This window comes from Gemmobacter lutimaris, assembly GCF_003570715.1.
GTDB lineage: Bacteria > Pseudomonadota > Alphaproteobacteria > Rhodobacterales > Rhodobacteraceae > Gemmobacter > Gemmobacter lutimaris.
In genome coordinates this window covers 58,282-75,565 of the sequence record NZ_QXXQ01000005.1, presented here as the reverse complement: position 1 = coordinate 75,565, position 17,284 = coordinate 58,282, and the positions used below count along the sequence as shown (strand labels likewise).

Sequence of the window (17,284 nt, the reverse complement as noted above, 5' to 3'; positions counted from 1 at the left end):
GCCCGGAACAATCCCCGAACGGCGGTGATTTGGCAAGCGGATTGGCGCGCCTCAGGCCCAGGGGCCGCGCCGCCCGCTGCGCGGGATCGACGAGGCACGGGTCGCCTGCACCGGGGCCGCCGTCGCCCCCTGCCCCGCCAGCGCCATCAGCGCCGCCACCCGGTTTTCAGTATTCGGATGGGTGGAAAACAGCGCGTCGCGCGCATGGGCGTGCAGCGGGTTGATGATGAACATATGCGCCAGCGCCGGGTTCGCCTCGGCGCGGGGATTGTCGATCCCCTTGGCAAAAGCCTCGATCTTGCGCAGGGCCGAGGCCAGCCATATCGGATGGCCGCAGATCTGGGCCCCGATCCGGTCGGCCTCATACTCGCGCGAACGTGAAATCGCCATCTGCACCAGACCGGCCATCAGCGGCGCGAGGATCATCACCAGAATTCCGCCGATCAACCCGCCGCCGCCCTCACGATCCCGACTGCCGCCAAAGAAGAAGGCGAAATTGGCCAGCATTGAAATGGCCCCGGCCATGGTGGCGGTTACGGTCATGATCAGCGTGTCGCGGTTGCGGATATGGGCCAGTTCATGCGCCATCACCGCCGCGATTTCCTGCCGGTCGAGCCGCCGCAACAGCCCCGTGGTCGCGGCCACGGCGGCATTTTCCGGGTTGCGGCCGGTGGCGAAGGCATTGGGCTGATCTGTGTCGATGATGAACACCTTGGGGCGCGGCATCCCGGCGCCATCGGCCAGATCATGCACCAGCGCCACGAAATCTGGCGCACTGCGGGCGTCGACCTCGCGCGCGCCGGTCATCGACAGCACCGCCTTGTCGCTGTTCCACCAGGTAAACAGGTTCATCCCGCCGGCAAAGACCAGCGCGATCAGCGCGCCGGACGATCCGCCGATCAGGCCACCGAGGCCCATGAACAAGGCGGTCATCGCCGCCATCAACAGGGCCGTCTTGAAATAACCGTTCATCGAACACCTCCGCGCCCAGCGATATGGGGCGAAGGACAGGGGCGGACAAGGCCCGCCCCCCAAGGCCGTTAACCGGCCTCAATCGTTTTGCCCGCAGGCGTCATTCCGCCTTCATCGCCTCGATCGAGATTTCCACGGTCACATCGTCCCCAACATAGGGAGCGAACATGCCGAGGTTGAAATCGGTGCGCTTCAGCGTGGTGGTGCCGGTGAAGCCCATCCACGGCTTCTTCGCCATCGGATGCTCGCCCGCCTGGATCAGCGCCGCATCCAGAACCACCGATTTGGTCACACCGTTCAGCGTCAGGTCGCCGGTGATCTTGGCGGTTTTCTCGCCCGTCACCTCGATGCCGGTCGATTTGAAGGTGACCAGCGCGCTGTCGTCAGCCGCATTGAAGAAATCGGGCGACATGAAATGGTCAAAGCGTTCCTGCCAGCCGGTCAGCATGGTGCGGACGGGGAAGGACACTTCGACGCTGGAGGCCGCCGGATCTTCGGCGTCGAAGCTGATATTGCCGTCGAAACCCGAGAACATGCCCGTGGTGGTCGAGAACCCAAGGTGGTTGTAGCTGAACACGATCTGGCTGTGCGAAGGGTCAAGCACATAGGCCTCGGGCGCGGCCATGGCGGGGGCAGCGGACAGCGCGGCCAGAAGCGACAGGGTGGAAAGGCGGATCATCAGAAACTCCGTCTGTTTGCAAGGTCGGGCAGCACATGCTGCATGCGCAGAAACTGGCACGGCGCGCCTTCTGTGCACAATTCGCTGCCTGCGAACAGGGTCTGTTCGCTGCCGAACATCAAAAGCAGGTCAGAGCCCTTGAATGGCTCAGGTTTTCGGCATCAGCAGCTTCAGCGCCTTTCGGATCAGTTCGGCCGTATCGGCCTCGGGCGCCTCTCCCGAGACCGTGGCCACGGCCTGCGCCGCATCGGCCTGACCGTAACCGAGATTCAGCAACGCCGACAACGCATCCGCACTATAGGCCGCACGGGCAACCGCAGGCCGGGCCGGTGCACTGCGGGCGGGCTTTGCCTTGACAGCAGGCGCGGGTGCGGCCTCTTCTTCCGTCACCACGGCCTCTGCCATCAGGCTGCTGCCCTGCGCCATGATCGCCGGGGCCTTGGATTTCAGCTCCAGCACAACACGCTGTGCGATCTTTGGCCCGATGCCGGGCGCTGCCTGAATGGCGCGTGCATCGCCCAAGGTGATCGCCCGCGCCGTGCCCTCGGCCCCCAGCGTGCCCAGAATCGCCATGGCAGCCTTGGCACCCACCCCCTGCACGGTGGTCAGCAGGCGATGCCATTCCTTTTCCAGCATGGTCGGAAAACCGAAGAGTTGCAGCAGATCCTCGCGCACCAGCAGTTCGGTATAAAGCGCGCAGGCCTCCCCCACACCGGGCAGCGCCGCCAAAGTGCGGTCGCTGACATGGACGATATAGCCAACGCCGCGCACGTCGATCAGCACATGATCGGCACCGCGCCACTCGATCCGGCCTGCAATCCTGCCGATCATCCTGCCGCCCTCCGCAATGCGGCCTCCAGCCGGCCGCTCGACTGACAGTGATGCGCATGGCAAATGGCAATCGCAAGCGCATCCGCCGCGTCGGGACCGGCAATCTTCACCCCCGGCAGATGCAGCCGCACCATGTGATCCACCTGAACCTTCGCGGCATGCCCCACGCCCACCACAGTCTTTTTCACTGCATTGGGCGCATATTCCCCCACTGTCAGCCCGAATTGCGCCGGCACCAGCAGCGCGATGCCCCGCGCCTGCCCCAGCTTCAGCGTGGCCACGGCATCCTTGTTGACGAAAGTATGTTCCACCGCCGCCGTATCAGGCGCATGGGTGCGCAGCACCTCGGTCAACTGGCTATGCAGACTGCACAGCCGCTGCGCCAGATCCCCGTCACCCGTTCCGGGTGTGGAATGGCAGATGCCGTTGGCGATATGGACGATTCGCGTGCCGGAAACCTCGATCACGCCCCACCCGAGGTTCCGCAACCCCGGATCAATGCCCAATACCCGCATGCCCGCGCCTTTTGTTCTGCATTTTCCCCAAACTAGCACGAAAGAAGAACATCCGCAAAGATCAATTCGGGCTTGCATCCCGCGCAGGCCGGGGTATGAATTTCGCATATTTGCGACTATCCGGCTGATGAAGGCGACGATCGCCCGCGCCCCTCGCAAGGCACTGTCATAACCCTGTCCACCGCAGCGGCCGAGCCATGCGGTTTCTGCATGTGGGCCATGCCTTTGCCTCGCTTGCTTTGCACCTGCAGCAAGATTATTTGACGCATCGAAGGCACGGATGCCTTCGATCTAGGCAGTTTTGAAACGAGGAACACCGCCATGGCCGCTTATGAGACGACCCGTACGGCGCCCTTTGGCGCCATCTCCACCTACCGCTTCGTGCAGTTCGTGAGCAACCTGTTCGCCGCCGTCGCCGATTGGAACGACGCGCGCGTGACCCGCAACGCACTGGGCAAGCTGTCGGACCGCGAGCTTGACGATATCGGGCTGTGCCGCGGCGACATCGACCAGATCGGCTCCAAGCTGAGCCACTGATCCGTCGCCGGATCGGGCGCATCGCGCCCGCTGCTATGCCGAAGGCCGCTCCTCACGGACGCGGCCTTTTTGGTATCCGGCATCAGCAATGCCCGGCATTTCCGGACAGGTTGCAGGCCCCGATGAAGGGCCCTGCTCAGAGATATTTGTCGAATTGTTCGGAAATCCAGAGCGTCACCGGATCAGCCTGCATCAGGAAGCCGCCGAAACGCTCAAACCCCTGCGCGGCCTGCATTGCGACAACGCGGTTCTGAAAGGAGTCTCTGCCAATCTGGTGGTGCATTGCGCCTTTCAGACCGAAGAAGCACAGGCCAAGCATCAACAATGGACCGAGAATGCGGCGCCGACGCTGCCGGGGGCGATAATAATAGGAGCGGCCAAGCGTTCCATCCGCTTCAAAGCCATATCCTTTTACACGCGCTTTTTCGACACGCGCAACACGCGCGTAAAACTCGCTCAGATCCTGTTCGGCCATACCACACATACTCCACGATACGGCCCCCACCGAGCGACCCACTTAAGGCCGAAATGTGGCAATATTGGGGCAATCCGAAAGGGATCGCCCTGTTTCAGCCCTTTTTCAACACCAGCGTAGACCACTCCCCGATGTCCTCACGGGCTTCCAGCGTAAAACCTGCGGCCTGATAGGCCGCGGTCACCGCCTCGGCCTGCACCACCAGCAGACCCGAGAGAATCGCGATGCCACCATCGGCCGCATGCGCCGACATATCTGGTGCCAGTTCGATCAGCGGCCCTTTCAGGATATTGGCGAAGATCAGATCGAAGGGCGCGGCCTCGGCCAGACGCGGATGGGCGAACCCCGCCGCTTCCAGACAGTCGACGCGCCCCTCCAGACCATTGATCGCCACATTCGCCTCGGCGACATCCACAGCCACGCGGTCAATGTCCGATGCAAGGATCACCGCTTCCGGCAGAACCGAAGCCGCAGCCAGTGCCAGAACGGCCGTGCCACAACCGATGTCCGCCACCTTGGCGGGCCTGAACCCGGCATCGAACAGCCGGTCAAAGGCGCGCAGACAGCCCAGCGTGGTGCCATGGTGGCCGGTGCCAAAGGCCACGGTCGCCTCGATTTGCAGGGCGATGCGATCCGCAGGCACCTTGTCAGCATCATGGCTGCCGTAAACGAAGAAGCGCCCCGCCTCGACCGGCGCCAGTTCGCGCCGCACATGGGCCACCCAGTCGATCTCTGGCAATTCCGACAGCGCGAAAGGCCGTGCCTCGAACGCCAGCGCCAGAACCTCCAGCATCACCTCATTGGGTTTTTCGGTGAAATAGGCGCCGACCTCCCAAAGCCCCGAGTCATCCTCGATCTCGAAAACACCAATGCCCACGGGCGCCGGGTCAAGCTTTTCCACCGCCTCGGCCAGCGCCTCGGCGGCATCTTCTCCCATCAAGGTCGTCAGGGCAGAATAAGTCGGCATCTTGCGGTTCCTCTCAGGCAGGCTTCCGCCGCGATAGACCCCGACGGCGCAAGGGTCAAGCCACGCTTGCACCCGGCCCGCCACGCCGGGGGCCAGCCCCCGGACCCCCGGAGTATTTCCGACAAGAAGCAACGGCACTTTGCTTCTTGCCCAAATACTCATCGCCGCTTTCCGGCCCCGATCAGATCCGGCAAGGGCGAGACAGCCACAGGCGGAAGGCCGGGCGGCGGCGCGGGTGCAGGTCAGACACAGGCAAACCCTCGGGGCGCCGCCTTGCTGAAATCAGGCCCGGACGCCGAGGCCGATGGGGCAGCTGACGCCGGTGCCGCCAATTCCGCAATAGCCCTCGGGGTTCTTGGCCAGGTATTGCTGGTGGTAATCTTCCGCAAAGAAGAAGGTCGGCGCAGGCAGGATTTCGGTGGTGATCCGGCCGCGCCCCGCAGCGGTCAGCGCCTGTTGATAGGCCGCTTTCGATGCCTGCGCCGCCTCGGTTTGCGCCTCGGTATAGGTGTAGATCCCCGAACGGTAAGTCGAGCCGATGTCATTGCCCTGCCGCATGCCTTGCGTCGGGTCGTGGTTTTCCCAGAACAGCTTCAGCAGATCCTCGTAGCTGACCACAGCAGGATCGTAGATCAGCCGCACCACCTCGTTATGGCCGGTCAACTGCGTGCAGGTTTCCTTGTAGGTTGGATTCGGGGTGTACCCGCCCGCATAACCCACCATGGTCAGCCAGACGCCCGGCACTTGCCAGAACTTGCGCTCCACGCCCCAGAAGCACCCCATGCCGAACATCGCTTCGGCAAAGCCTTCGGGCACGGCAGCATTGAGCGGCAGACCACTAAGGAAATGCGTCTCGGCAGTCGGGATCGGCTCCGCCCGCCCCGGCAGGGCATCGGCGGGGGTCACCATCTTCATCTTGTCGGCCTTGAACATGTTCAGCATGGGCGCCTCCTGTCATTGCATTACAATATAGGAAAGCCGCGCCGCGGCGCCAGCACAGTCGCGCGGGCGTGAAGGATCATGCAGCCGCGGGTTCCCAGCCTGTTCCGCCACCCAGCCGGGTCTCGTTCCCCGGTGACGGATGGCGCGGCACCAGCAGCGACAGAAGGAAGGAGGTCGCGGCCATGCCTGCCGCCAGCCCGAAGACCGCTCCGGGCGAAGTGACCCAGAGATAGCCCAGCAGCGCTGGCAGGAAGACCGCCGCGATATGGTTGATGGTGAAGGCCACCGCCGCCGTGGGCGCCATATCCGCCGGATCGCCGATCTTCTGGAAATAGGTCTTCTGCGCGAAGGACATGGCGAAGAACAGGTGATCGACGACATACAGCACCGCGGCCAGCCAAAGCCCCCAGTCGAACCAGTAAAGCCCGCCGTAAAGGAGGAACACGCAGAACAGCCCGCCATATTCGACCAGCATGGATTTCTGTTCGCCGAAGCGCGCGATGAAGCGGCCGATCAGCGGCGCCAGCGCCATATTGGCGATGAAGTTGATCAGCATCAGCGCGGTGATCTTCTCGACCCCGAAACCGAATTTCTCGACCATCATGAAGGCCGCGAAGACGACGAAGATCTGCCGTCGCGCGCCTGCCATCAGTTGCAGCGCGTAATACAGCCAGTAGCGGCGGCGCAGCACGATGGATTTACGCTGCGGATGCGGTGCCTCGAAGCGCGGATAGGCGATCAGGCAGAACACCGCGATCAGCGCGCAAAGCCCGCCCGAGGCAAGGTAGACGCTGTTGTAGGACAGGCCCAGCGTCTTCCACGTCAGCATGATCGCCGCATAGGCGACCAGCGAGGCGGCCGAGCCGGTGGCCACGATCCAGCCCAGCACCTTGGGCGCGCGGGCCTTGTCGATCCATTGCAATTGCAGCGACTGGTTCACTGTCTCGAAATAGTGGAAGCCCACCGAGGACAGAAAGGTGATCATCATGATGCCGCCCAGTGTCGGGAACCATGCGGTGACGGCAGTCGAGACACCCAGCAGCACCAGCATCCAGCCCGCGACCGATTGTTCGCGGAACAGCAGCAGGATCGCCAGCACGGCAACAGCCAGCAGGCCGGGGATTTCACGCACGGTATGCAGCCAGCCGATTTCGACGCCCGTGAACCCCGCGCGTTCGATGACAAAGTTGTTCAGCAACGCCGACCATGTGGAAAAGGCCAGCGGCATGGCGACGGCCATCAGGAACAGCAGCGAAACGGGTTGCCGCCAGCGCGGCAGATGTCCGGTTTCGGCAAGGGGCAGGATGCGCGTTATCATGGCATCCGTTCTACGCCCGTGCCGGGCATCGCGCGAGAGCGGAATTGTGGCCCGCACAATTCTGCGCCGCCCCCACCTCAGTAAAAGCTTTGCGGGTCGATATCGACGGCAATCCGCAGGTTGTTCGGCGGCTTAAGCTGCGCCAGCCATTCGGAAACGGCGGCCTGGATCGGCGCCTGTTTGTCGGCCTTGATCAGCAGCCGCACCCGGTGGCGGCCGCGCACTCTGGCGATGGGCGCGGGTGCCGGGCCGAACAGCTGCGCCCCGATCCGGCGCAGCGGGCCGTCACGGCGGGCAAGTTCAGCCCCAAAATCAAAGACCTGCGCCACATCCGGGCCGGAGAGGATGATCCCGGCCATCCGGCCCCAAGGCGGAACACCCGAGGCGCGGCGTTCGGCACTTTCGGCCCGCCAGAACGCCTCTTCATCGCCACCGAGAATCGACCGGATCACCGGATGTTCGGGCTGATGGGTCTGAAGGAGCGCCAGCCCCTGCCGGTCGCCCGACCGCCCCGCCCGCCCGGCGACCTGCCGCATGAGTTGAAACGTCCGTTCCGCCGCACGCAGGTCGGACCCCTGCAAGCCCAGATCGGCGTCAATCACGCCGACCAGCGTCAGCAGTGGGAAGTTGTGCCCCTTGGCCACGATCTGCGTGCCGATGACGATTTCGGCCTCGCCCCGTGCGATTTCCTCGATCCGCTGTTTCAGCGCGCGCGCCGAACCGAACAGGTCTGACGACAGGATCGCGAGCTTCGCCTCGGGGAAGCGTTCGGCGACCTCCTCGGCCAGCCGTTCCACCCCCGGCCCCACCGGGGCCATGCGCCCCTCTACCCCGCAAGAGGGGCATGCTTCGGGCACCGGCTTGGTCGCGCCGCATTGGTGACAGACCAGCCGTTTCAGGAAGCGGTGTTCCACCATCCGCGCGTCGCAATGATCGCAGCCCACCTGATGCCCGCAGGCGCGGCAGATGGTGACCGGCGCATAGCCACGCCGGTTGAGGAACAGAAGCGACTGTTCCCCCGCCGCGCGCCGCGCCTCCACCGCCTGCGCCAGCGGGCCGGAAATCCAACGGTTAGAGGCCAGCCGCTCGCCCCGCATGTCGACCGCCCGCATCTCGGGCAGTTCCGCCGTGCCGTAGCGCGAGCCCAGATCGAGCCGCGTATATTTGCCCTGTTCGGCATTCACCCAGCTTTCAAGGCTGGGCGTGGCCGAGGCCAGCACCACCTGCGCCCCGCAGATCGAGGCGCGCAGCACCGCCATGTCGCGCGCGTTGTAAAGCACGCCATCCTCTTGTTTATACGAGGTATCGTGCTCTTCATCGACAACGATCAGACCAAGATGCTGGAACGGCAGGAACAGCGCCGAGCGCGCGCCGACCACCATCTGCGCCCGGCCTTCCGACACCATCTTCCACACCCGGCGGCGTTCGGTCTGCGTCACGCCAGAGTGCCATTCGGCGGGTCGCGCGCCAAACCGCGCCTCGACCCGCGTCAGAAATTCCGCCGTCAGCGCGATTTCGGGCAGCAGCACCAGCGCCTGCCGCCCCTGCCGCAGACATTCGGCCACGGCCTCAAGATAGACCTCGGTCTTGCCCGATCCGGTGACGCCCTTCAGCAGCGTCGTGCCATAGCCACCCTGCGCCAGCGCCGCGACCAGCGCATCGGCGGCGGCGACCTGATCGCCCTGAAGCGTCACACCATCGGCGGGGTTCAGGTCGGGAAAGGGCAGATCGCGCGGCGCCTCGTCCTCGGACACCACGCCCGCCTTCACCAGCCCCTTGACAACCGACGAGGAACAGGCCGCCGCCTCGCACAATTCGCCCAGCGTCACCGCCGCGCCGCCGAAATCGCGCAGCGCCTCGATCACGCGCAGCCGCGCATCGGTCAGCTTGTTGGGCGCGGGGCCGACAAGGCGGTAAACCCGGCGCAGGCCCGGCGGCTCGCCCAGCCCCGGCGCGCGGGTGGCAAGGCGCAGCATCGCGGGCAAGGGGGTCAGCGTGTAATCTGCGGCGCGGTTCAGAAAGCCGCGCAATTCGGCCCGCATCGGCCGCGCATCCAGAACCCGCGACACCGGGCGCAGTTTCGCCGCGTCGAAATCACCGGTCCCCGGCCCCCAGACCACGCCCAACATCCGGCGCGGGCCCAGCGGCACCTCGACGAAATCTCCGGTGCCGCAGCCGCCTTCGGGGGCGCGATAGTCCAGAACGCCGGTCAGGGCCCGGCCCAAAGGCTCGGTCAGCGCCACGCCGACCCGTTCCCCCGCCGCAAAGACCCGATCCACCCTGTCGCCTCTCTTTCCCAGCCCGTCCCTTTGGGCTAATACGGCGGCGAGAGCGCCCGCAACCCCGAGAGGACATCCCGGATGAAATTCTTCGTAGATTCCGCCGACGTGGCCGCCATTGCCGAGCTGAACGACCTTGGCATGGTCGATGGCGTCACCACCAACCCCTCGATCATCCTGAAGTCCGGCCGCGACATCATGGAAGTGACGAAGGAAATCTGTTCCATCGTCTCCGGCCCGGTTTCGGCCGAAGTCGTGTCGCTGACCGCTGACGAGATGATCGCCGAAGGCCGCAAGCTGGCCGAGATCGCACCCAATATCACCGTCAAGGTGCCGCTGACCTGGGACGGGCTGAAAGCCTGCAAGGTTCTGTCGGGCGAAGGCAAGATGGTGAACGTGACCCTGTGCTTCAGCGTCAATCAGGCGCTGGTCGCCGCCAAGGCCGGTGCCACCTTCATCAGCCCCTTCATCGGCCGTCTGGACGACATCAACCTCGACGGGCTGGAACTGATTTCCGACATCCGTGATGTCTATGACAATTACGGGTTCGAGACCCAGATCCTCGCCGCCTCGATCCGCACCGCCAATCACGTCGCGCAATGCGCGCTGATCGGTGCCGATGTGATGACCGCGCCGCCCGCCGTCATCAAGGGGCTGGCCAGCCATGTGCTGACCGACAAGGGGCTGGACCAGTTCGTGAAGGACTGGGCCAAGACCGGGCAGAAGATCCTCTGATCCGCGCGGCCTGAGCAGAAAAGGATGCCGCCGCCCCGGCCCGGACGGCGGCATCTTTGTTTCCGGGCTTTCCCTTTCGCCACATTTTCCCGCGACAAGGCCCCTTCGCTTTTGCTAAAGTCGCGCAAAACATACAAACGGGCAGTCAAAGCATGATCGAACCGGACCTCCGCGACCGGATTCTGGAAAAACCGGAAGTCATTCTGGAAGACCACGACCTGATGCGCGCCCTGATCGCGGCGACGGATCGGGCAATGGGGTCGAATGTGGTCGATCTGCGTGGCATCGCCATGGAACGGCTGGAAAACCGGCTGGAGCGGCTGGAGGATACGCACCGCACCGTCATCGCCGCCGCCTATGAAAACCTTGCAGGCACCAATCAGGTGCATCGCGCCATCCTGCAAATGCTCGACCCGCTGTCGTTCGAGGATTTCCTGAAAAGCCTCGCGGGCGAGGTCGCGCAGACCCTGCGTGTCGATTGCATCCGGCTGGTGCTGGAATCGGTGCAGGAAGCCGACGATCCGGCGCTGCGCCGTCTGGGCGATGTGCTGTTCGTAGCCGAACCCGGTTTTGTCGCCGAATATGTCTCGGGCGGGCGGAACGTCAGCCTGCGTCCGGTAACGCTGCGGCAGACCATCCCAAGTTCCAACCAGATTTATGGCGAAACCGCCGGCTGGATCCGGTCCGAGGCGCTTATGCGGCTCGACTTCGGCAAGGGACGGCTGCCGGGCCTTCTGGTCATGGGTTGCGAAGACCCGCACCATTTCAAGCCCACACATGGAACCGACCTGCTGGCCTTCTTCGCCGGCGTGTTCGAGCGGACGATGCGCCGCTGGCTGTCGTGACGACGCTTGCCATCTCTCCGGCCGCCCGCGCGGCGCTGGAGGAGTGGTTGACCCATCTGCGCGCGCTGGACGGGCGGTCGGAAAAGACGATGGCCGCCTATGCGGCCGATCTGCGCGGCTGGCTGTCCTTCCTTGCACATCATCGTGGCGGGACCGAGGGACTGGCGGCACTGGTCACCGTGCCGGTGGGCGACCTCCGCGCCTGGATGGCACACGAACGCGGGCGCGGCGTTTCGGCCCGGTCGCTGGCACGCAGCCTTTCGGCGGTGAAGGGTTTTACCGCATGGTTGGCCGACCGGCAGGGTGCGGATGCAACCGCAATCCTGCAAGCCCGCGCGCCGCGCTTTCAGAAAAAGCTCCCCCGCCCGCTGTCCGTCGATGGTGCGGCCGATGTGCTGGACAGCGTGGGCGACGACGCGCGCGAACCGTGGATTGCTGCGCGCGATACCGCAGTGGTGACGTTGCTTTACGGCTGCGGGTTGCGGATTTCCGAGGCACTGGGGCTGACCGGCGCTGACCATCCGCTGCCCGAGGTGCTGCGCATCACCGGCAAGGGCAACAAGCAGCGGCTGGTGCCGGTGCTGCCCGCCGCGCGCGAGGCGGTGGCACGCTATGCCGACCTTTGCCCCTATGACCTGACCGCCGATCAGCCGCTGTTTCGCGGCACGCGCGGCGGCGCACTGAACCCGCGCCTGATTGCGGCGGCGATGGAACGCACGCGCAACCGCCTCGGCCTGCCCGCCAGCGCCACGCCACATGCGCTGCGCCACAGCTTTGCCACCCATCTTCTGGCCTCGGGCGGCGATCTGCGGGCCATTCAGGAACTGCTTGGCCATGCCTCTCTGTCCACGACACAGGCCTATACCGGCGTCGATGCGGCACGGTTGATGGAGGTCTATGCCGCCGCGCACCCGCATGCCCGGCGCCGCGCGTAATCAGACCTTCAGCCAGCCGAAGGCCCGCCGCAGGAAGACCCCGCCATCCGAGGTAACCGGCGCGCCATGCGCCATCACCACCCGCTCCACCGGCCAGTCGCGGATGCGGCGCAGCGCCTTACCCGCCGCCGTCGGCCCGGTGAAGGCCAGACGAAACTTGCACGGAACGGCCGGACCGGCCCCAACGCCCCGACCGCTTGCCGCAGCGCAGGCGTCAGCGCAACCGGCGACCAGACGAACCGGCCCCCAGCCGGCAGCGACATCACCGCCATGCGTGTCGGGTAGCCGAAACCCGCGATCTGCAAGACCGGGCCATCCGCCAGCCAGAGCCCTTCGGCGAAGGATTGCAAAGCCATGCGTGCCTCCTGTCGTTGCCGCATGAACCGGCGGAACATGGCGTGCAACGGGGCAGGTCCGCAGTTGCGGTTGCTTTTCGTCGCCCGATGGGTGAAATGGTCGAATGTCTTTGCGTATCCAAGCCCTTCTCGTTCACCTGTTCACAGCCACCGGCGCCGTGCTGGCCATGCTGGCCATGCTGGCCGCTGTCGATGGCAAATGGGACATGATGTTCCTCTGGCTGGTGGTGGCGCTGTTCGTCGATGGGCTCGATGGCCCGCTGGCGCGCCGCTATGACGTGAAACAGAACTGGCCCACCTATGACGGGGTGCTGCTGGACCTGATCATCGACTATCTGACCTATGTGTTCATTCCTGCATTCGCCCTGTTCAAATCCGGGCTGTTGCCGGGCTGGACCGGGTGGCTCGCGATCATCGTCATCACCTATGGCTCGGTCGTCTATTTCGTCGATACGCGGATGAAGACGAAGGATTATTCCTTCGCAGGCTTTCCGGCCTGCTGGAACATGGTCGTGCTGGTGATGTTCGCGCTGAAACCGGGCGAGGGGATCATCCTCGCCTTCGTGATCGCGCTGACCATCGCCATGTTCACCAATCTGAAATTCGTTCACCCCACCCGCACCCAGCGCTGGCGCGAGATCACGCTGCCGATGTCCCTGGCCTGGACCTTCTTTGCCGGCTGGGCGGCCTGGGTCGATTTCCATCCGGCAAGCTGGGCGCATTGGGGGCTGGTGCTGACCTCGCTTTACCTGACCTTCGCTGGCATCGCGCAGCAGATCATCCCGGAACGCAGCGCGCGCCGGATTTCCTAAAGGCGGGTGACGATCACCCCTGCCACGATCATCAGCGCGGCAATGGCCTTGTCGCGGGTCATCCGCTCGCCGAAGGCCAGCCAGCCAATCAGCACTGCAAACAGGATCGAGGTTTCGCGCATCGCCGCCACAACGGCGATGGGCGCCACAGTCATGGCCCAGATCGAGATGGCATATGACCCGTAGGAGGCCAGCGAGGCGAAGCTGCCCACCAGCCAGGCGCGGGGGGCGCGGGGCAAAACGGCGGTGCCGCGCAGCGCAAGGCTGCCCAGCGTGAAGATCAGCCCGTCCGCCACGAAGACCCAGGCGACATAGCTGATCGCGTCGCCCGAAACCCGCGCGCCCAGCCCGTCGAGCAGCGTATAGGTCGCCGTCGCCATGGCAGAGCCGAAGGCGAAGGGCAGCAGGCGGCGGCTTTCACCATCGGTGAACACGCCCCGCGCCATCAGCGCGATCCCCGCGGCCAGCAGCGCGATGCCGCCATATTGTGCGCCGGTCACCTGATCCGACAGCGCCACGGCCCCCACCAGCGCCACGATCATCGGCGCGGCCCCCCGCGCGATAGGATAGACGCGCGACAGGTCGCCCCGGTCATAGGCCAGCGTCAGGAAGGTCTTGTAAAAGAAATGCGTGCAGGCGGCGCCGATCACCCAGGGCCAAGCGGCGGCGGCTATCGCCGGGCGCGGCAGGGCGATGGCCAGACCGATGGGGATCTCGGCCACCGACAGGATGACCATGGCCCCCACTTTCGAGGTGCCCAGCTTGATCAGCGCATTCCACAACGCATGCAGGAAGGCCGCGCCCAGAACCGCCAGAAGAACGCCAATGCTCACGACTGCCTCCGTTTATCCGCCTTGGCTTAGGCCGGGGCGGAGGCGGCTTCAATCCGCTTTGCGACAGTATTGTGACAGTGCAGGCAATCAGATCAGCAATCCGGCCGCACCTTCAAAGCGCAGCAACGCCACCTTGGTCTCGACCCCGCCGGGGGCGGAAAAGCCACCCAAGGTGTTGCGGCCCAAAACCCGGTGACAGGGAATGAGGATTGGCAACGGATTGGCGCCGCACGCCTGCCCGACTGCCTGCGCGGGCGCCCCGATCTCGCGCGCGATGTCGCCGTAAGTGCGGGTTTTGCCCAGCGGAATGGCGGCCATGGCACGGCGCACCTGCGCATGAATCCCCTGCCCCCAATCCAGCGGCAGATCGAAGACCACGCGCTTGCCGTCGAAATATTCGGCAAGCTGGCGCAACCCTTCGGCCACCAGCGGCGTGGCCGTGCCCTGCCCCGGCTGCCAGTCCAGCGCCACCAGCATGTCGTTGCGCTCACGCAGGGAGAGGGGGCCAAAGGGGCTGTGCAAGGTCGTGTCCATCCGCAGAGGATGGCATCGGCGGGCGACAAGGGAAAGGGCTTCACAGAACTCTGGCCCAAATCAGGTGATGGCCAGGGTTCCCCTTTCCCCGGACAGCCGTATCCGAGGACTTCCGTGACAGGGATGCCTAGAACGGCGAAGTGCGCGCTACACGGCGAAAGTCGATCAGGTTCGGATCGCCGCGCACAGCGCATTCGAGAAACTGCAATAAACCGCGAATATCCCGAAACCTGCTGACCACCTCTGAGAGATCAGCAAACACGAGGAAAAACCTCATGCGTCAAATAGCTTAGCAGAGGAAATGGCAGCCCGTAGGGGAGTCGAACCCCTCTTTTCAGGTTGAAAACCTGACGTCCTAACCGATAGACGAACGGGCCATGGCCGGTGGCGGCTGATTAGAGCAGCCACCGGGCGGGCGCAAGAGGAATCTTTGCGCCTAGCGGTCGATTTTCGCACCCATGATGGCGATGGCCTGCTGATACACGGTCGCGGCGTTCCATTGCTTGATCACGGCGAAGTTCGGCTCTCCCTCCTGATAGCCCGCGCCGGGGCGCCAGCCCTTCTGCGCGAGGAAATTGGCGGTCGAGGCCATCGCGTCGGCCTGCTTGGTCAGATCCACCCGCCCGTCGCCGTCGCCATCCACGCCATAGCGCAGCACATTGCCCGGCAGGAACTGGGTATGGCCCACCTCGCCATGCTTGGCCCCCACCGTTTTCGACGTGATCACGCCACGATCCACCAGCATCAGTGCGGCGATCAGGTGGTCGGTGAAATACTCGCTGCGGCGGCAGTCATAGGCCAGGGTCGCGATAGCCGAGACGACATTGCTGTCGCCCATGAAGCCGCCGAAGCCCGTCTCCATCCCGTGAATGGCCAGCAGCGGGCCGGCAGGCACGCCATAGCGCTGTTCCAGGCTCTGATAGAAGCCGGCGTTCTGCGCCTTGCGCTTGCGGCCCTGTGCCACGATCGTATCGGCGCCGCGCACCTGCATGAATTTTTGCAGCGAGTACTTGAAGCTTTTCTGGTTGCGGTCGGCGGCGATGGTCTTGCTGGCATAGCTTGACCCCATCAGCGCGGCGATCCCCTTGTCACCGACCCCGGCCGCGGCGGCCTCCTGTGCCATGACGGGTTTCCAGCTTTCGTAATTGGCCCCGGTATTGCTGCACGGCGCCGCCTTTGCCGCCCCGGCCAGCCCCAACACCGCAAACGCGACCGTCGCAATCCCCTTGAAAGAATACACCTGAAAAACTCCTTGGTGGGTTTTCCGCAGTCTACGGGCTGCCGGACGCCACGCAAGCACCTGTTTCGGGGAACTGTCGGCGTTGCGCATCACTTTGCCGCCAGTGCCTTGACAGGCCCGCACGGCGGGCGCCTCATGCCGCCAAAGCCGGAGGCCCCATGACCGCAAATTTCGACACCGAACTGGAAACCCGCCTTGTGCGTTATGCCGCCATCGACAGCCAGAGCGACGAGCGCGGCACCGCCTCGCCCAGCACGACGATCCAGCTCGACATGGCGCGCCTGCTGGCGGAGGAGCTGACGGGCATCGGCGCGGCTGACGTGCAGGTCACCGATTATGGCGCGGTGCTGGCCACGGTGCCCGCGACGGCGGAAGGGCCGGTGGTGGGTTTTCTGGCCCATGTCGATACCGCGCCCGCCTTCAATGCGACCGGAGTGAAGCCGGTGGTGCACCGCCGTTACAACGGCGGCACGATCAGCTTTGCCGATGCGCCGGGTCTGGTGCTGTCGCTCGAAGTCTCGCCCTATCTGGGTGGCAAGCTTGGCCATGACATCATCACCGCCAGTGGCACCACGTTACTTGGCGCCGATGACAAGGCAGGCGTGGCGATCCTGATGACCATGGCACGGCATCTGCTGGCTGATCCGTCGATCCCGCATCCGAAGCTGCGGCTGGCCTTCACCCCGGACGAGGAAATCGGCCGGGGCGTTGACAAACGCCTGCCCGCCGATCTGGGCGCCGATTTCGCCTATACGCTGGATGGCGGACAGGTGGGTGAGGTGGAATATGAAAGCTTTTCGGCAGATGGGGCGGTGGTGAAGATCACCGGGGTTTCGGCCCATCCGGGCTATGCGAAGGGCAAGCTGGTCAATGCGCTGCATCTGGCGGCGAAGCTGGTGAACCTGCTGCCACAACAGGCGCTGGTGCCCGAACTGACAGACGGGCGCGAAGGGTTCCTGCATCTTTATGAGATCACCGGCACCGCCGCCGAGGCAGAGTTGCGCTTCATCCTGCGCGATTTTGAACTGGACGGGCTGGAGGCCAAAGGCGCCCTGCTGCGTCAGGCCTGTGAGGCTCTGGCCGCGACCGAACCGCGCGCGACTGTAGCCTGCGAAATCCGCGCCCAATATCGCAACATGCGCTACTGGCTGGAAAAGGACATGACGCCGGTGAACCTCGCCCGAGCGGCCTGCGAGGCCGAGGGCATCGCCCCGGTCAGCGTCCCGATCCGCGGCGGCACCGATGGCTCGCGCCTGACGGAAATGGGCGTGCCCTGCCCCAATATTTTCACCGGCATGCAGGAAATCCACGGCCCGCTGGAATGGATCAGTGTGCAGGACATGGCCGCCGCGACAAGGGTCTGCCTGCGGCTGGCCGGGATGGCGGTGCGGGGCTGAGGCCCGGCGCACAGGTATTGCGGGACGAAACCGCCGTTTTCTCCGGTCGTCCGGGTGACCTGGCCCGCGCAATGCCAGGTCA

At 64.8% G+C, this 17,284-nt stretch carries 19 protein-coding genes and 1 tRNA gene; 6 read left to right on the top strand and 14 right to left on the bottom strand.

Annotation, left to right across the window (positions count from 1 at the left end; all coding sequences use genetic code 11):
• Positions 1 to 51 precede the first annotated feature (51 nt).
• The 4 genes from htpX to ruvC all read right to left on the bottom strand — a co-directional run bounded on the left by htpX (position 52) and on the right by ruvC (position 2,997).
• The gene (gene htpX / locus D2N39_RS10615) at positions 52 to 972 is read right to left on the bottom strand and encodes a zinc metalloprotease HtpX (RefSeq protein ID WP_119134759.1); all 921 of its coding nucleotides are present in this window, start codon (positions 970 to 972) and stop codon (positions 52 to 54) included.
• A gap of 100 nt (positions 973 to 1,072) precedes the next feature.
• Entirely contained in the window at positions 1,073 to 1,651 is a 579-nt protein-coding gene (locus D2N39_RS10610) for a YceI family protein (protein WP_119134758.1), read from the bottom strand.
• A gap of 147 nt (positions 1,652 to 1,798) precedes the next feature.
• Positions 1,799 to 2,482, bottom strand: coding sequence for a Holliday junction branch migration protein RuvA (gene ruvA, locus D2N39_RS10605; RefSeq protein ID WP_119134757.1), 684 nt, complete (start codon positions 2,480 to 2,482; stop codon positions 1,799 to 1,801).
• Positions 2,479 to 2,997, bottom strand: a complete 519-nt coding sequence (ruvC, locus tag D2N39_RS10600; RefSeq protein ID WP_119134756.1) for a crossover junction endodeoxyribonuclease RuvC — start codon at positions 2,995 to 2,997, stop codon at positions 2,479 to 2,481. Before ruvC ends, ruvA begins: the two co-directional genes overlap by 4 nt.
• A gap of 321 nt (positions 2,998 to 3,318) precedes the next feature.
• On the opposite strand from ruvC, the gene D2N39_RS10595 reads away from it, so the two are divergent.
• A complete protein-coding gene (locus D2N39_RS10595; RefSeq protein WP_119134755.1) occupies positions 3,319 to 3,534 on the top strand; it encodes a DUF1127 domain-containing protein in 216 nt (71 codons plus the stop codon).
• A 136-nt stretch (positions 3,535 to 3,670) separates the two neighbouring features.
• Here the strand turns inward: D2N39_RS10595 and D2N39_RS10590 are convergent, their stop codons facing one another.
• The 5 genes from D2N39_RS10590 to D2N39_RS10570 all read right to left on the bottom strand — a co-directional run bounded on the left by D2N39_RS10590 (position 3,671) and on the right by D2N39_RS10570 (position 9,515).
• Entirely contained in the window at positions 3,671 to 4,009 is a 339-nt protein-coding gene (locus D2N39_RS10590; protein ID WP_119134754.1) for a hypothetical protein, read from the bottom strand.
• Between the two features lie 94 nt (positions 4,010 to 4,103).
• The gene (locus D2N39_RS10585; protein ID WP_119134753.1) at positions 4,104 to 4,976 is read right to left on the bottom strand and encodes a 50S ribosomal protein L11 methyltransferase; all 873 of its coding nucleotides are present in this window, start codon (positions 4,974 to 4,976) and stop codon (positions 4,104 to 4,106) included.
• Positions 4,977 to 5,258: 282 nt separating this feature from the next.
• On the bottom strand, positions 5,259 to 5,918 hold the full coding sequence (msrA, locus tag D2N39_RS10580) for a peptide-methionine (S)-S-oxide reductase MsrA (RefSeq protein ID WP_199725237.1): 660 nt from the start codon (positions 5,916 to 5,918) through the stop codon (positions 5,259 to 5,261).
• A gap of 76 nt (positions 5,919 to 5,994) precedes the next feature.
• A complete protein-coding gene (locus D2N39_RS10575; protein WP_407645557.1) occupies positions 5,995 to 7,236 on the bottom strand; it encodes an MFS transporter in 1,242 nt (413 codons plus the stop codon).
• Between the two features lie 77 nt (positions 7,237 to 7,313).
• Positions 7,314 to 9,515, bottom strand: coding sequence for a primosomal protein N' (locus D2N39_RS10570; RefSeq protein ID WP_119134752.1), 2,202 nt, complete (start codon positions 9,513 to 9,515; stop codon positions 7,314 to 7,316).
• An 81-nt stretch (positions 9,516 to 9,596) separates the two neighbouring features.
• On the opposite strand from D2N39_RS10570, the gene fsa reads away from it, so the two are divergent.
• The 3 genes from fsa (at position 9,597) to D2N39_RS10555 (ending at position 12,030) form a co-directional block, all read left to right on the top strand.
• Positions 9,597 to 10,250, top strand: a complete 654-nt coding sequence (fsa, locus tag D2N39_RS10565) for a fructose-6-phosphate aldolase (protein ID WP_119134751.1) — start codon at positions 9,597 to 9,599, stop codon at positions 10,248 to 10,250.
• 152 nt (positions 10,251 to 10,402) lie between these two features.
• Entirely contained in the window at positions 10,403 to 11,095 is a 693-nt protein-coding gene (locus tag D2N39_RS10560) for a DUF484 family protein (RefSeq protein ID WP_119134750.1), read from the top strand.
• Positions 11,092 to 12,030, top strand: coding sequence for a tyrosine recombinase XerC (locus D2N39_RS10555; protein WP_233557115.1), 939 nt, complete (start codon positions 11,092 to 11,094; stop codon positions 12,028 to 12,030). Before D2N39_RS10560 ends, D2N39_RS10555 begins: the two co-directional genes overlap by 4 nt.
• Before the next feature lie 74 nt (positions 12,031 to 12,104).
• On the opposite strand, the gene D2N39_RS10550 is transcribed toward D2N39_RS10555, so the two are convergent.
• Complete coding sequence (locus D2N39_RS10550; RefSeq protein ID WP_233557114.1) at positions 12,105 to 12,386, bottom strand: DUF4336 domain-containing protein; 282 nt, start codon at positions 12,384 to 12,386, stop codon at positions 12,105 to 12,107.
• A 104-nt stretch (positions 12,387 to 12,490) separates the two neighbouring features.
• Here D2N39_RS10550 and D2N39_RS10545 point away from each other — a divergent pair, with 104 nt between their 5' ends.
• The gene (locus D2N39_RS10545) at positions 12,491 to 13,198 is read left to right on the top strand and encodes a CDP-alcohol phosphatidyltransferase family protein (protein ID WP_119134749.1); all 708 of its coding nucleotides are present in this window, start codon (positions 12,491 to 12,493) and stop codon (positions 13,196 to 13,198) included.
• Here D2N39_RS10545 and D2N39_RS10540 read toward each other — a convergent pair.
• The 4 genes from D2N39_RS10540 to D2N39_RS10525 all read right to left on the bottom strand — a co-directional run bounded on the left by D2N39_RS10540 (position 13,195) and on the right by D2N39_RS10525 (position 15,805).
• Complete coding sequence (locus D2N39_RS10540) at positions 13,195 to 14,031, bottom strand: DMT family transporter (RefSeq protein WP_119134748.1); 837 nt, start codon at positions 14,029 to 14,031, stop codon at positions 13,195 to 13,197. The genes D2N39_RS10545 and D2N39_RS10540 overlap by 4 nt on opposite strands.
• Before the next feature lie 87 nt (positions 14,032 to 14,118).
• Positions 14,119 to 14,565 (bottom strand): methylated-DNA--[protein]-cysteine S-methyltransferase, encoded by a 447-nt coding sequence (locus D2N39_RS10535; RefSeq protein WP_119134747.1) that lies wholly within the window; start codon positions 14,563 to 14,565, stop codon positions 14,119 to 14,121.
• A 302-nt stretch (positions 14,566 to 14,867) separates the two neighbouring features.
• A tRNA-Glu gene (locus D2N39_RS10530) sits at positions 14,868 to 14,942 on the bottom strand.
• A gap of 59 nt (positions 14,943 to 15,001) precedes the next feature.
• Positions 15,002 to 15,805: a lytic murein transglycosylase gene (locus tag D2N39_RS10525; protein ID WP_407645556.1), complete on the bottom strand. Its 804-nt coding sequence runs from the start codon at positions 15,803 to 15,805 to the stop codon at positions 15,002 to 15,004.
• 158 nt (positions 15,806 to 15,963) lie between these two features.
• On the opposite strand from D2N39_RS10525, the gene pepT reads away from it, so the two are divergent.
• Positions 15,964 to 17,202 (top strand): peptidase T, encoded by a 1,239-nt coding sequence (gene pepT, locus D2N39_RS10520; protein WP_119134745.1) that lies wholly within the window; start codon positions 15,964 to 15,966, stop codon positions 17,200 to 17,202.
• Positions 17,203 to 17,284 lie beyond the last annotated feature (82 nt).